Here is a 14,051-nt window from a genome sequence, read left to right on the forward strand (position 1 = left end):
CGGTATTTACGTAGCGTCGGCGCCTACTGCAGGGCTTCACCGTGCTGCGAAATATCCAGACCCTCCAGCTCGTGCTCACGGGATACGCGCAAGGGCACGAACAGGCCGACCAGCTTGAGCAGGATGAAGCTGACGCCCGCCGACCAGACGAAGGTCACGGCGACCCCATAGAACTGGATCAGGAGCTGCTGCGGATTGCCCTCCAGCAGGCCGGCGGTGCCGCCGATGGCGCTGGTGGCGAACACGCCGCCGAGCAGGGTGCCGGTCAGGCCGCCGATGCCGTGGACGCCGAAGACGTCGAGCGAATCGTCGTAGTCGAAGCGGTGCTTCAGCCAGGTACAGGCCCAGTAGCAGAGCGCACCGGCAATGATGCCGATGACGATGCCGTGCCATGGCGCGACGAAGCCCGAGGCCGGCGTGATGGTGCCGAGACCTGCGATCGCGCCGGAGATCATGCCGAGCACCGAGGGCTTGCGCCGCGTCGCCCATTCGATCGCGCCCCAGGTCAGCGCGCCCGCGCAGGCGGCCAGATGGGTCGCGATGATCGCCATCACCGCGCGTGAGTTCGCTCCGAGTGCCGAGCCGCCGTTGAAGCCGAACCAGCCGACCCACAACAGGCCGGTGCCCATCACTGCGAGCGACAGATCGAACGGCGAGAGATTCTCGGTGCCGTAGCCGTGACGGCGTCCCATCACCTTGGCTGCAACGAGGCCGCCGGTGCCGGCCGACAGATGCACGACGAGACCGCCGGCGAAATCGAGCACGCCCATGCTGGCGAGGAAGCCGCCACCCCACACCCAATGCGCCAGCGGAATGTAGACGAAGATGAACCAGGCGACCGAGAACAGGAGATAGGCGGAGAACCGCATGCGGTCGGCGACCGAGCCGGCGACCAGCGCCACCGTGATGATGGCAAACGTCATCTGGTACAGCATGAACAGCGATTCCGGGATCGTCTTCGCCGCGGGGTTGACGCTGTCCATGGTCATGCCCGCGAGAAACCAGCGATCGAGCGTGCCGATCCAGGGGCCGTCGCCGACGAAGCACAGCGAGTAGCCGAACGCCACCCAGAGGATTGAGATCAGCATCACCGCGGCCAGGCTCTGCGCCATGGTGGCGAGCACGTTCTTCTTGCGCACCATGCCGGAATAGAACAGCGCAAGCCCCGGGATCGTCATCATCAGCACCAGCGCTGTCGCGACGATCATCCAGGCGGTGTCGGCGGTGCTGATCTCGTTTGCCGCCGCGTGCGCCGGCGCAGCTAGGACGGACACAAATCCGATTGGCGCAGCCTTGGCAGCTGCGCGGCGCGACAATCCCGCCATATCGTTCCCCCCGGCATCAATTGGCGTCGCACATCATGGCGTATTTGCCCGGTGCGATCGAAGCAGTCGTGTCAAAGCGTTTTCGAGCGAAGTGGATACCGGTTCGCGTGACAAGAAAACGCGTCAAAACAAAAGTCAGAGCGCGTCGCTGTCGGTCTCGCCGGTGCGGATGCGCAGCGCGTGGTCGATCGGCGTGACGAAGATCTTGCCGTCGCCGATCTGGCCGGTGCGCGCCGTCGCGGTGATCACGGCGACCGCCTTGTCGGCGACGTCGGAAGCGACCGCGATCTCGATGCGCAGCTTCGGCAGGAAGTTCACGACATATTCGGCGCCGCGATAGATCTCGGTGTGGCCCTTCTGCCGGCCATAGCCTTTCACCTCGGTCACGGTCATGCCGTGCACGCCGATCGCCGTCAGGGCCTGGCGGACCTCATCGAGCTTGAAGGGTTTGATGATCGCGACGACGAGTTTCATGGTCAGGCCTATTCCCCGGGATGCGCCGCGCCGTATGTCCCCGGCGCTGCGTCAATCTGGCATCTTTCCGGGCAAATGGCACAAAAAAGTTGCAGATTGAAGCGGAAAAACGTTTGGCCAAGGGCGATCATGTGAACGGCCGCCTCTGTACAGGGCAGCTGTTCATCATTCACAATGCATTTTTGGCATGGATGCGGTGAACCCAGGCGTGAACCGAAGCGTCCCGGCCGGTACATACCTAAGTTCGAGGGGGACGTTCCATGGCGAGTTGGTTCTACGCATCCGAGGGTAAGCAGCAGGGGCCCTTTCCGGAAGGGCAATTCCGCGACCTCGTTGCCCAGGGCGTCGTGCGTCCGGACACCTTGGTCTGGACCGAGGGCATGGCCGGCTGGCAGAAGGCCGCCGAAATTCCCGGCCTGATCGGCGGCGGTGCGCCGCCGATGGTCCCGACGGGCGGAAGTGGCTATGGCGGCGCTGCCGGCTATGCAAGCGGTGGATCGCTCTCGGTCGATTTCAGCATCCTTGAATTCACCTGGCGCAGCATCGTCCTGCTGATCGGAATGATCTTCGTCATCCCGGCGCCCTGGGCCTTCGTCTGGTACACCAGATGGATCGTCTCCTGCGTGAAGGTCCCTGGGCGGCCGAACCTCAGCTTCACCGGCAATGCGATGACGTTGGTGCCGTGGTATTTCGGCTTCATCGTTCTCGCCATCGCGCTCGGCTTCGTCGGCAGCGAGATATTGAGCAATCTGCTGTTCATCGTGCAGATCGTGCTCTACTGGCTCCTGATCAAATGGATGGTCGCGAACCTCGCCTCCAACGAGCAGCCGCTGGGCCTCAGCTTCACCGGTTCGGTCTGGGCCTATATCGGCTGGAATCTGTTGTTTGCGATTTCCATCATCACCATCATCGGCTGGGCCTGGGTGGCCGCGGCCCAGATGCGCTGGTTCTGCCGCAACGTCGAGGGCACCCGGCGCGAGATCGTCTTCAAGGGCAGCGGCCTCGATATCCTCTGGCGCGGCATCGTGGCCGCCATCCTGATGTGCTTCATCATCCCGATCCCGTGGGTGTACCGCTGGATCATGAATTGGTTCGCCTCGCAGACCGAGCTCGCGCCGCGCGGCTCGCTCGGGGCATGATCCGAACGCTTCAGGCGCTGCTTGAAGCGATCAGGCCTTCCGTTCGCGCACCGAGCCTTCCTGCGCGACGGAGGCGACCAGCGTGCCGTCCGGCTTGAAGATCGAGCCGCGGGTCAGCCCCCGTCCCGATTGCGCGCTCGGCGAATCCTGCGCGTAGAGCAGCCATTCGTCGGCGCGGAACGGGCGATGGAACCACATCGCGTGGTCGAGACTCGCCGGCATCATGCGTTTGTCGAACAGCGTGCGGCCATAGCGCGCCATGATCGCGTCGAGCAGTGAGAAGTCCGAGGCGTAAGCGAGCGCGCACATGTGCAGCGCCGGATCGTCGGGCAGCTTGGCCGCGGTCTTGATCCAGACGTGGATGCGGCCGTCGTCGATCTTTTGGCCGAAATAACGGCCGAGCTCGACCGGGCGCAGCTCGATCGGCCGATCGGATTCGTAATACCGGCGGATGAAGTCCGGCATCTCCTTGAACATCGGCTGCTTCGCCACCTCCTCCGCCGTGAGCTTTTCCGGCGGCGGCACGTCCGGCATCTTGTCCTGGTGGTCGAACGCAGTCTCCTCCTCGGCGTGGAACGAGACCATGATCGAGAAGATCGCATTGCCGTGCTGGATCGCGGTGACGCGGCGGGTCGAGTAGCTTTTGCCGTCGCGCAGGCGCTCGACCTGATAGATGATCGGGATCTGCGGATCGCCCGGCAGGATGAAATAGCAATGCAGCGAATGCGGCAGCCGGCCCTCCACGGTGCGGCAGGCCGCGACCATCGCCTGCCCGATCACCTGGCCGCCGAACACCCGCTGCCAGCTCGTCTTCGGGCTGTTGCCGCGGAACAGGTTCACCTCGAGCTGCTCGAGGTCGAGGATCCCGATGAGGTCGATCAGTCCTTTGGACATGATGGTGCTTTCCAGTGATGCCTCATTCCGGGGCGCACGCGGTGCGAACCCGAAAATCTCGAGCTGATAAACCTCCGGATTCCGGGTACGCGCGTTGCGCGCCCCGGAATGACGGAACGAAGGGCTAGCGGTCCTCGTTTCACCGCACTGTTTCGCCCAGCTCAAGTCTGCTAGCAAGACCGAGAATTGTCCGGGAAGCTTTGGTATGTCGGTACAGGGTAGCATTGTCATCGGTGGCGGCGCGTTTGCCGGCCTTGCGCTGGCCTTGGCACTACGCCAGGGGCTCGGGCCCGAGATCCCAATCATCGTCGCCGATCCCGCGCTCGGCACGCGGCCGAGCCGCGACCCCCGCGCCACCGCGATCGTCGCCGCCTGCCGCCGCCTGTTCGAGACGATCGGCGCCTGGGACGACGTCCGGGGCGAGGCCCAGCCGATCCTCGACATGGTCGTCACCGATTCCAAGCTCGAGGACGCCACCCGCCCGGTGTTCCTGAACTTCGCCGGCGACGTCGCGCCGGGCGAGCCCTTCGCGCATATGATCGAGAACCGCCGCCTGATCGACGCGCTGGTGGTGCGCGCCGAGGCCGACGGCATCGATCTTCGCGCCACCCCGGTCGCCTCCTACGATGCGCGCACCGACGGCATCGAGGTGACGCTCGGCGACGGCAGCGTGATCGCGGCGGGCCTCTTGGTCGCCGCCGATGGCGCGCGGTCGAAGCTGCGCGAGCGCGCCGGCATCGTCACTCATGGCTGGGAGTACGATCAGTCCGGCATCGTCGTCACCGTCGGCCACGAGCGCGATCACGAGGGCCGCGCCGAGGAACACTTCCTGCCGGCCGGCCCGTTCGCGATCCTGCCGCTCACCGGCAAACGCTCCTCGCTGGTGTGGACCGAGCGCCGCACTGAGGCCGCGCGCATCATCGCCCTCAGCGACGAGGAATTCCACGCCGAGCTCGAGCAGCGCTTCGGCCTGCATCTCGGCGAGGTCAAGGTGCTCGACAAGCCGCGGGCGTTTCCGCTGTCTTATTTCGTCGCGCGGTCCTTCATCGCCGAGCGCCTCGCGCTGGTCGGCGACGCTGCCCATGTCATCCACCCCATCGCGGGCCAGGGCCTCAACATGGGCCTGAAGGACGTCGCTGCGCTGGCGGAAGTGGTGGTCGATGCCGCGCGGCTCGGCCTGGATATCGGCGGGGCGGACGTGCTCGAACGCTACCAGCGCTGGCGCCGGTTCGACACCATGGCGATGGGCGTCGCCACCAACTCGCTGAACTTCCTGTTCTCCAACCAGTCGACGCTGTTGCGCACGGTGCGCGACATCGGCCTCGGCCTCGTCGACCGCGCCCCGCCGCTGAAGAACCTCTTCATCCGCCAGGCCGCAGGCCTCACCGGCGAGGTGCCGCGGCTGTTGAAGGGCGAGGCGTTGTAAGGGCGAATGGTGAGTATCGAGTGGCGAGTGGACCCATTCGCCATTCGCCACTCCCCACTCGCTGTTATCAATCGATCTTGCGCGCCTCTTCCGGCAGCATGATCGGGATGCCGTCGCGAATGGGATAAGCGAGCTTGGCGCTGCGCGAGATCAGCTCCTGCCGCTCAGCATCGAATTCCAGCGGGCCCTTTGTCAGCGGGCAGACCAGGATCTCCAGCAATTTTGGATCGACGCTGGCTTCGGGACGTTCGGTGGGCGCGTTCATGGAAGTCTCCGGCACTTGCTTGCCTTTAGCATAGAAATTCGCGCCCGCCATCGCGCTTTAGGCGGAGACCATCGCCAGGAGCTCGTCGAGCATGGTCCGCAGCCGCGCGGCCGGGATTGACGGGCCTGACAGGGCGAAACCGAGAAATGTCCAGTACAGGATCTGCGCGCGGGCCTGCGCCGTTGCCGGGGCGAGTCCCCGCTTCTGCAGCAGCTCCTCGATATAATCGAGCCTGCGGCGATCGATGGCACGCACCGCCCCTTGCGCGCTCGCATCGAACGCCGCCCAATTGCGCACCGCGCGTTCGAGGTCGAGCCGCGCGCCGAAGGATCTCCGCAGCAGCATCTTGACCGGCTCGTCGCCGGCGGCTTCGACGTCGGCGATGATCCGCTCAGCCGCGATCTCGCGCCAGCGCCTCAGCACCGCGGCGTGAAACGCGGCGAGATCGGCGAAATGCCAATAGAAGCTGCCGCGCGATACGCCCATGGCCTTGGCGAGCGGCTCGGCCTTCAAGGCCGTGAAGCCGCTCTTGGCCAGGGCCTTGAGGCCCTGGCCAGTCCAATCGTCAGCGGAGAGCTGTTGGTTCATGTCGTTTCCCGGAAGCGCACCATACACTAGTGTATTGACAAGCGCTTGGCCAGACGCTATCGAAACATACATGAGTGTATGGAGGCGTCGATGCGGGATCTGCTGCTCCAGTGTGCGGGCGTCGTGACCATCGCCGTTGCGCTCGTTCACGGCTACCTCGGCGAAGCCAAGGTCTTCGCCCGCGCGCGCATCGAGCCGGAGCGCCTCCGCGCCTTGATCCGGCTGGTGTGGCAGGCCTCGACCGTGGCCTGGATCGGCGGTGGCGTGCTGCTGATCGCGGCGCCGTGGATGCAATCGGAGCCGGCTCGTCACTGGATCGTCGCGACCATGGCCTGCGTGTTCGGCTGCTCCGCCCTCGCCAACGCATGGGCGACGCGGGGCCGGCATTTCGGCTGGATGGCGCTCAGTGCGGTCGTCGTGATGTCGGTTGCCGGGTACTAGAACTCATCTAAAGCGGACCAGATCCGTTACCGATCGACCAGGCATTCTTCGGATGCCGTCATCGTCCTGGTCGTGCTCCACGTTGCTGGTGTGGCGCTGATAGGACTCCTGCAGCGCGATGATCACCGGACGCAAGCGCATCCGCGTCCATCTCCAGTCATCCGCAAACGCGCGCAGCGGGCTTCCGGCGCGACCGGCGCGCGGAACGTGTTAGCCCCACAGATCAAATTTTACGGACGGTGTTGGCAAGCCGCTAAGCATGCGATCAGGCGCGGCACAAAATTAACGCGAAGGGCGATTAGCCGGTCCAGCATCGACAAACATCAACAATATCGACGATGGGGCGAGACTGAATGTTCCGCGTTTTCTCCTGCCTTACGGCCGAGCACGATTGGCGGCTCGTCGTGCTCGCTGCTCTGGTCTGCTTCGTTGCCAGCATCGTCGCGGTCAGCATCTTCCACCGCGCGATCGCAACGCGCGGGAGAACCCGGTGGATCTGGATCGCCATTGCCGGCGCGGCCATCGGATACGGCATCTGGGCTACGCATTTCGTCGCGATGCTCGCCTACGAGCCCGGGGTCTCCACGGGCTACGGCATCGTGTTGACGGCGTCCTCTCTCGCGGCGGCAATGCTGCTGACCTCGGTCGGCTTCGGCGTCGCGGTCGTCACGTCCGGCCGCTGGCGCGCGGCGGCTGGCGGCGTCATCATCGGTGGCGGCATTGCCAGCATGCACTATCTCGGAATGTGGGCGCTCGAAGTGCCGGGCCGAGTCTCCTGGTCCGTGGACCTCGTGCTCCTCTCCATCGTTCTGGGCATGTGTTTTGGCTACGCTGCGCTGGCGGCAGCGCTCACCCGTCAGGGTTATAGCGGCACGCTGGCAGCCGCCACCCTGCTGACGCTCGCCATCGTGTCGCATCACTTCACGGCCATGGGCGCCGTGCAGATCACACCGGATCCGGCGCTCGCGACCGATACGCTTTCGCTGTCTCCGGCCTTCCTCGCGCTCGCCATCGCCGGCGTCGCATTGTCCGTGCTGGGCATGAGCCTGATCGGAGTGCTGGCCGATCGTCGTCTGGCGACCAGAACCGCCAGGTTCGAGGAGATCATCAGCCAGCTCTCCATCGCCCGGCAGCAGCTCGAAGGGTCGCAGAACGAGCTCAAGGAACAGAAGCTGAGGCTGGACACGGCCATCAACCATATGGTCGAGGGCCTTTGCATGTTCGACGCCGGGAAGCGGCTCGTCATCTGCAACGAGCGTTACGCCCGTTTGTACCGGCTGCCGCCGGAATTGCTGCGTGCGGGAACTCCGCACCGCGACATCATCCGTCATCGCGTCACCAGCGGCATACTCGAAGGCGAGGCCAGCGATTTCGCCGCCGAACGGCAGATCGCCAGGCTCGAAGCACTGCCGATCCATGCCGTCTCGAGCCGCATCGATGCGTTCGCCGATGGGCGGCTGATCTGCGTGACGCGGCAGCCGATGGCCGGCGGCGGCTGGGTGGCTACGCATCTGGATGTCACCGAGCAACGCCGGTCCGAAGCGAAGATCACCTACATGGCGGAACACGATGCGCTCACCGAGTTGCCGAACCGCGTGCTGCTCAAGGCGCGTCTGGAGCCTGCACTCGCCGATACGCGTGGCGGAAATCTCCATCTGGCGGTTCTCCTGCTCGACCTCGACCGCTTCAAGGAGGTCAACGACACGCTCGGACATCCGGCGGGCGACCTGCTGCTGCGCTCAGTCGCGGCGCGCTTGCTGGATTGCATCAGGGAGACGACGTTCGTCGCCCGACTGGGCGGCGACGAATTCGCAATCGTCGACTACGTGACCAATCCGGCTGCGGACGCGGCCTCTCTCGCCGAGGCGATCCATGGCGCGCTCAGCGAGCCGTTCGATCTCGGCGATCATCAGGTCATTGTCGGCACCAGCATCGGGATCGCCCTTGCGCCCCGAGACGGCGCCGATTCCGACACCATCCTCAGGAGCGCAGATCTTGCCCTCTACTCGGCCAAGAGCGGCGGACGTGGTGCATTCCGCTTCTTCGAGCCGGAGCTGGACCGGCTCCTGCATGCGCGCCGCAACCTGGAGCGGGATCTGCGGAAGGCGCTTGCGAGGAGCGAATTCGAGCTCCACTACCAGCCGTTCGTCAATTTGAAGAGCGGCGAGACCTGTGGCTTCGAGGCGTTGCTGCGTTGGCATCACCCCGAGCGGGGTCTGGTCTCGCCCGGCGAATTCATTCCCGTCGCGGAGGAAACTGGCTTGATCCTGCCGCTGGGGGAATGGGTGTTGAGAACCGCCTGTGCCGAAGCGGCAAAATGGCGTTCCGACCTGAAGATCGCGATCAACCTGTCTCCAGCGCAATTCAGGAGCAAGGAGCTCGTGTCGACGATCGTGAGCGCACTGGCGGCGTCGGGGATTGCTTCAGACCGGCTCGAGCTCGAGGTCACCGAAACCGTCATCATGCATGACAGCGGGACCGTATTCGCAGCACTCAGCCAGCTGCGCGAGCTCGGGGTGCGGATTGCCCTCGACGATTTCGGCACCGGCTATTCGTCGCTCAGCTTTCTGCAGAAGTTTCCCTTCGACAAGATCAAGATCGATCGCAGCTTCGTCAGCGAGCTGTCCAGTCCGATGGAGGAGCCCCATCGGATCGCGCGGGCCGTGGTCCAGTTCGCCACGAGTCTCGGTAAGACGTCCACCGCCGAAGGCGTCGAAACCGCCGAGCAGCTGGACATCCTGCGCCAGGAGGGCTGCGTCGAGGCCCAGGGCTTCCACCTCAGCCCGCCGATACGGGCCTCGACGATCGCACGGCTTGCGGATCGAAAGGCCGAGGCCGGCGAGTTTGCCGCATAGAGCATGATCCGGACCCGAAGGGCCGCGTCAGCGCAAAGTGTGTAGCGGTTTTCCGAAAAGATCATGCTCAAACCAAAAAACCCAAAGCGCGATGAGGATTCATCCTAATCGCATCGCGCTTTGGGTCGCTTGACGATCACTGCAGCGGCGGGTCGCCGCTAGTGCGCTTCTTGGCGAGGTCCATCTCGGTGACGGCGATCAGGATCTCGGCGCGGGTCTTCAGGTCGGGCGCCTCCAGCATGGCCTGCTTTTCCGCGGGGCCGTAGGGCGACATCATCGCGAGCGCATTGACGAGGGCTTCATTGGGCGCGCTCTCGACGCCCTCCCAGTCTACCTTGAGGTTGTTGGCCTTCAGGAAGTCCGCCAGCACCGCCAGCAGCGCCTCGCGGTCGACCTCCTCCTCGCCGCGGCGCGCGGTGAAATCGTCGACGTAGGCGAAGAAGTCCACCTTGCACTGCCGATAGGGGGTGAGCACCTCGAGCTCCTCGACCACCTTGAAGCGCGACACGCCGGTGAGCTCGAGGATGTAGCGGCCGTCGCCGGACTCGGCGAGCTGGGTGATGCGGCCGACGCAGCCGACGCGGAACAGCGCCGGCTTGTCGGAATCCTTCCGCGAGTGCGCGATGTCGGGCTGGATCATGCCGATCAGGCGATGGCCGTCGCGGAAGGAATCGTCGACCATCGAAAGGTAGCGCGGCTCGAAGATGTTGAGCGGCATCTGGCCGCGGGGCAGCAGCAGCGCGCCCGGCAGCGGGAAGACCGGAATGATCTCCGGGAGGTCGGCGGGCCCGCGATATTCGATGTTGATCGGCATCTGCCCGGTCCCCTGGCGTTGCTAGCGCATGATCCGGATCCGAAGGACCGCGTTAGCGCAAAGTGTGGAGCGGTTTTCCGAACAGATCATGCTCAAAAAAGGCCGTTACGAAAACAGGATCGTCGACAAACGTTTGCGGCCTTCGACGGTTGCATCATCAGTGCCGCCCCAGGCCTCGAAGAACTGCACCAGCTGCTTGCGGGCGCCGTCGTCGTTCCATTTGCGGTCGCGCTTGATGATCTCGAGCAGCTGCTCGGTCGCCGCCGCGCGGTTGCCTTGGGCGTTGAGCGCGGTGGCGAGGTCGAATCGGGCCTGATGATCGAGCGGGTTTGCGGCGACTTTCTGTTCCAGCTCGGCAACCGGTCCGAGCGATTTCGCCTGCTCGGCGAGATCGATCGCGGTCTGCACCGCCTTCACGACCGGGTCGTTGCGCTTGGATTCCGGCACCATGGCCAGCGTCTGCTTGGCCTGCTCCATCGCGCCGGAAACGGCGTAGCACTTCGCAAGGCCCGCAAGCGCCGCGATGTTGGTGGAATCATGCTGCAGCGCCTCGGCATAGATCTGCGCCGCCGCCGCCGCGTCGCCCTCGGCGAGCACCGCGTCGGCCTCCTGCACGATCTCGGCGACGTTGACCTCGCCCGGCGCGGTGACGCCCTTGGTCAGCCGCTCGATGAAGGCGTTGACCTGGCTCTCCGGCACCGCGCCCATGAAGCCGTCGGCCGGCTGGCCGTTGACGAAGGCGATCACGGCCGGGATCGACTGGATGCCCATCTGGCCCGGGATCGCCGGATGATGGTCGATGTTCATCTTGACCAGCTTGACCTTGCCCTTGGCCGCCTTCACCGCCTTCTCCAGGACGGGGGTGAGCTGCTTGCACGGGCCGCACCATTCCGCCCAGAAATCGATCAGCACGGGCTGGCGCTTCGATTCCTCGATGACGTCCTTCACGAAGGTCTGGGTGGTGGTGTCCTTGATCAGGTCGGCCGCAGCCGGGCCCGCCGCTCCGTTACCCTGGTCGATGATCGTCACGGGATTCCCTCGTCATGTCTGGAATGGCGGCTCTTTAGCACGCCGCCGCGTCATATGCTTGTGGTCGGCTCCTAAATTGGGCCGAATGGGCCGAATTTCAATCCAGGCCCCCCGATTCGCCGGTTCCGAGACGTTTCCGCCCGATTTGGCCAGCTTCGGGCTCCATATGGGCCCCGAATTGCGAATTGAGGCCGCCCGTAGCTGTTGCATTCCCCTCCCGCTTTTGGCATACGACAGCCGTTGCCGGCGCGTCACGCGACCGACACAGGATGCGGGTGTAGCTCAGTGGTAGAGCACGACCTTGCCAAGGTCGGGGTCGAGGGTTCGAGCCCCTTCGCCCGCTCCAAATTTTCCCAGAGCATCCAGCCAAGCCGGACCGGACCGTGATTTTCCGGCATTAGGTTAGCAAACTCACCAAGCCATGGCTGGCGGTGCCGCCGAGCGTGGGCGTTTCGACCGTTCGCAATTTTGAGGCGGGACGCCGGGAGCCGACAAGAAACAATCTAGCGGCAATGAAAGCTGCACTGGAGCCGGTGGTATTGCATTCGTTGACGACGATAAGCAGCTAGGGATTGTCGCGCCGCGCGCGGTGTGATTCTATAGCGTTACGGGCCGCGTGGCCGAGGTTTGGACCCAAACCGGTCACGCGGGTAGTCTGGAAGTCGCCCCGGCCCTTGTGGAGGGGGTAGGACGGAGGCCCTTATGGAAGGGGCCTAACGGTGGAGGTGGAGGGAATCGAACCCTCTGGCTGTTGGATGGAAGGCCGCGGCCACACCATGCACCCCCGATCTAAAGACCGGAGCCTTACGGCTCCGGTTTTATTTTTTAAGCCAAGGAAGCAGAGCCTTGGCCTCGTCCTCCTCGCGGCGCTCCCGCGTGATTCTCTCCTCCAAGTCGCTTTTCCGCAGCATGTAGAGAGAGCCATCCTTCACGAGGCGGCCCACCTTCCACATCCGCCAAGCCGTGGGGCCGACGTCCTCAGATTTGACGGTCGGCCACCACCGCCTAGCGATGGCGATCTGCATTTCCTTTGGTTCCAGCCCTGGCTTGCCCTGCGCTTGGGCCTCCCTGAGCAGCGCCAAGATCATATTGGGCGTTGTCGGCGTCCCTTCCGGCTTGCCGGATGACTTGATCTCACCAACCGTGATCCCCTCCGCTGTGAGAGCGACGAAATCCGGCTGAGCGGCACCGAACCGAGACAGCACCTTCTCTGCAGAGGCCAATTCTTGATCCTCTGTCTCCAAGGCAGTCAGCCGCTTACGGAGATCGTCCAGTTCGGACTGGATCTCCTTCCGGCGGTGCAAAAGCATTGCGTAAGGGTCGGTGCTCATGAGGATGGTTTTATAAGCCGCGGAACTTGACTCCGTCAAGGCCGCCATGAGTTTTATCATGTCATGTTCCGTTTTTCACCCACGAATCATTCGGTGGATAAGTCATGAGTCTCTCTTGCGAGTCTCATTCACTCATGGCGAATCAAAGCACTGCCAGTCATGGCAATAATGCTGACATTCTTGGCTTGGTGAGTTTGCTATCTAATGCCGCGATTTTCCGCGTCGGTGGTGGCTGTGTGGGGTTTGCAATGACACTTCTGGTCACCGGCAGCGCGGGACACCTCGGGGAGGCCATCTTGCGGACGCTCCGGGTGCGCGGTCTTCCCGCTCGCGGCCTCGATCTCAAGCCCTCCCCCTTCACCGACGTCGTCGGCTCGATCGTCGATCCCGATTTCGTGCGGCGCCAGATGGACGGCGTCACCGCCGTGATCCACACCGCGACGCTGCACAAGCCGCATGTGGCGACCCATTCCAAGCAGGACTTTGTCGACACCAACGTCTCAGGCACGCTCAATCTGCTCGAGGCGGCCGCTTCGGCCGGCGTGAAGAGCTTTGTCTTCACCAGCACCACCAGCGCATTCGGCTCGCAGCTGCGGCCCGAGGCGGGACAGGCGGCGGTGTGGGTCAGCGAGGAGCTGCCATCGGTGCCGAAGAACATCTACGGCACGACCAAGCTGATGGCCGAGAACCTCTGCGAGCTGTTCTTTCGCGAGCGCGCGCTACCGATCGTGGTTCTGCGGACCTCGCGCTTCTTTCCGGAGGACGATGATGATCCTTTGATGCGGTCGACCTACACGCTGGAGAACGCGCAGGCCAACGAGCTGCTCTACCGCCGGCTGGATATCGCGGACGCAGTGAGCGCGCATCTGCTCGCCGTCGAGCGTGCGCCCGGCATCGGCTTCGCCCGCTACATCGTCTCGGCGACGAGCCCGTTCGAGCAACGTCATCTCGGAGCGCTGGCGCGCGATGCCGCCACTGTCGTGCGCGAGCTCTATCCGGAGTGCGCGCAGCTCTATGCAGCGCGCGGCTGGCGGCTCTTCCCCGCGATCGACCGGGTCTATGTCAACGCGCGGGCGCGGCGGGAGCTCGGCTGGCGACCCGAATTCGACTTCGCGCATGTGCTGCGCAGCCTGCGCGATGGCCGCGACTTCCGCAGCACGCTGGCGCGTGAGGTCGGATCGAAAGGCTATCACGACACGCTGTTCGACGACGGACCCTACCCCGTCGCCTCGTGAGCGCCGCGATTATTTTGCTCGACGCTTCAAATGATTGTCCGGCGTCACCGCGCGCGGATCAACTTGCGCAGTTCTACTGTGCATGGGGTTGTTTTCGCACTTTTGTATGCCCACCCCGGCGGAGCGCCTGACGACGTTGCGCGCGCGCTGTTGATTCCGCGTTGCAGCGCGAGGCGCGGTCGTCGCAGCGTTCATCCGTTCATTGACATTCCGTCTCAATTTTTGCTGCGCGCAG

The 14,051-nt window shown here is 64.3% G+C and carries 13 protein-coding genes and 1 tRNA gene; 6 read left to right on the plus strand and 8 right to left on the minus strand.

Going from position 1 to position 14,051, the window contains the following annotated elements; translation table 11 throughout:
- Positions 1-23 precede the first annotated feature (23 nt).
- Complete coding sequence (locus I6F36_RS21015) at positions 24-1,325, minus strand: ammonium transporter (RefSeq protein WP_225172058.1); 1,302 nt, start codon at positions 1,323-1,325, stop codon at positions 24-26.
- 135 nt (positions 1,326-1,460) lie between these two features.
- Complete coding sequence (locus I6F36_RS21020; RefSeq protein WP_008142802.1) at positions 1,461-1,799, minus strand: P-II family nitrogen regulator; 339 nt, start codon at positions 1,797-1,799, stop codon at positions 1,461-1,463.
- Between the two features lie 260 nt (positions 1,800-2,059).
- Between I6F36_RS21020 and I6F36_RS21025 the strand changes: the two genes are divergently transcribed.
- Positions 2,060-2,938, plus strand: coding sequence for a DUF4339 domain-containing protein (locus I6F36_RS21025; RefSeq protein WP_036038878.1), 879 nt, complete (start codon positions 2,060-2,062; stop codon positions 2,936-2,938).
- Between the two features lie 30 nt (positions 2,939-2,968).
- On the opposite strand, the gene tesB is transcribed toward I6F36_RS21025, so the two are convergent.
- Entirely contained in the window at positions 2,969-3,832 is an 864-nt protein-coding gene (gene tesB, locus I6F36_RS21030; RefSeq protein ID WP_036003028.1) for an acyl-CoA thioesterase II, read from the minus strand.
- Between the two features lie 205 nt (positions 3,833-4,037).
- Here tesB and I6F36_RS21035 point away from each other — a divergent pair, with 205 nt between their 5' ends.
- Positions 4,038-5,258, plus strand: coding sequence for a ubiquinone biosynthesis hydroxylase (locus I6F36_RS21035; protein ID WP_036024268.1), 1,221 nt, complete (start codon positions 4,038-4,040; stop codon positions 5,256-5,258).
- 67 nt (positions 5,259-5,325) lie between these two features.
- Here I6F36_RS21035 and I6F36_RS21040 read toward each other — a convergent pair whose 3' ends face one another.
- Together I6F36_RS21040 and I6F36_RS21045 are read right to left on the minus strand one after the other, a co-directional pair.
- On the minus strand, positions 5,326-5,523 hold the full coding sequence (locus I6F36_RS21040; RefSeq protein WP_036003042.1) for a Trm112 family protein: 198 nt from the start codon (positions 5,521-5,523) through the stop codon (positions 5,326-5,328).
- A gap of 57 nt (positions 5,524-5,580) precedes the next feature.
- Positions 5,581-6,111: a TetR/AcrR family transcriptional regulator gene (locus tag I6F36_RS21045; protein WP_225127953.1), complete on the minus strand. Its 531-nt coding sequence runs from the start codon at positions 6,109-6,111 to the stop codon at positions 5,581-5,583.
- A gap of 90 nt (positions 6,112-6,201) precedes the next feature.
- On the opposite strand from I6F36_RS21045, the gene I6F36_RS21050 reads away from it, so the two are divergent.
- Together I6F36_RS21050 and I6F36_RS21055 are read left to right on the plus strand one after the other, a co-directional pair.
- Positions 6,202-6,552 (plus strand): hypothetical protein, encoded by a 351-nt coding sequence (locus I6F36_RS21050; protein WP_225172059.1) that lies wholly within the window; start codon positions 6,202-6,204, stop codon positions 6,550-6,552.
- A 353-nt stretch (positions 6,553-6,905) separates the two neighbouring features.
- Positions 6,906-9,407, plus strand: coding sequence for an EAL domain-containing protein (locus tag I6F36_RS21055; RefSeq protein WP_225172060.1), 2,502 nt, complete (start codon positions 6,906-6,908; stop codon positions 9,405-9,407).
- Positions 9,408-9,543: 136 nt separating this feature from the next.
- Here I6F36_RS21055 and I6F36_RS21060 read toward each other — a convergent pair whose 3' ends face one another.
- Together I6F36_RS21060 and trxA are read right to left on the minus strand one after the other, a co-directional pair.
- Positions 9,544-10,221, minus strand: coding sequence for an LON peptidase substrate-binding domain-containing protein (locus I6F36_RS21060; RefSeq protein WP_036003016.1), 678 nt, complete (start codon positions 10,219-10,221; stop codon positions 9,544-9,546).
- A gap of 105 nt (positions 10,222-10,326) precedes the next feature.
- Positions 10,327-11,250: a thioredoxin gene (gene trxA, locus I6F36_RS21065; protein WP_225172061.1), complete on the minus strand. Its 924-nt coding sequence runs from the start codon at positions 11,248-11,250 to the stop codon at positions 10,327-10,329.
- A gap of 271 nt (positions 11,251-11,521) precedes the next feature.
- Here trxA and I6F36_RS21070 point away from each other — a divergent pair.
- Positions 11,522-11,596: transfer RNA gene (locus tag I6F36_RS21070), tRNA-Gly, on the plus strand.
- Positions 11,597-12,068: 472 nt separating this feature from the next.
- On the opposite strand, the gene I6F36_RS21075 is transcribed toward I6F36_RS21070, so the two are convergent.
- Positions 12,069-12,641, minus strand: coding sequence for a hypothetical protein (locus I6F36_RS21075; RefSeq protein ID WP_225172062.1), 573 nt, complete (start codon positions 12,639-12,641; stop codon positions 12,069-12,071).
- 188 nt (positions 12,642-12,829) lie between these two features.
- On the opposite strand from I6F36_RS21075, the gene I6F36_RS21080 reads away from it, so the two are divergent.
- Complete coding sequence (locus tag I6F36_RS21080; protein WP_225172063.1) at positions 12,830-13,816, plus strand: NAD(P)-dependent oxidoreductase; 987 nt, start codon at positions 12,830-12,832, stop codon at positions 13,814-13,816.
- The last annotated feature ends 235 nt before the right edge of the window (positions 13,817-14,051 follow it).

This window comes from Bradyrhizobium sp. BRP19, assembly GCF_020194195.1.
GTDB classification, from domain to species: Bacteria; Pseudomonadota; Alphaproteobacteria; order Rhizobiales; family Xanthobacteraceae; genus Bradyrhizobium; species Bradyrhizobium yuanmingense.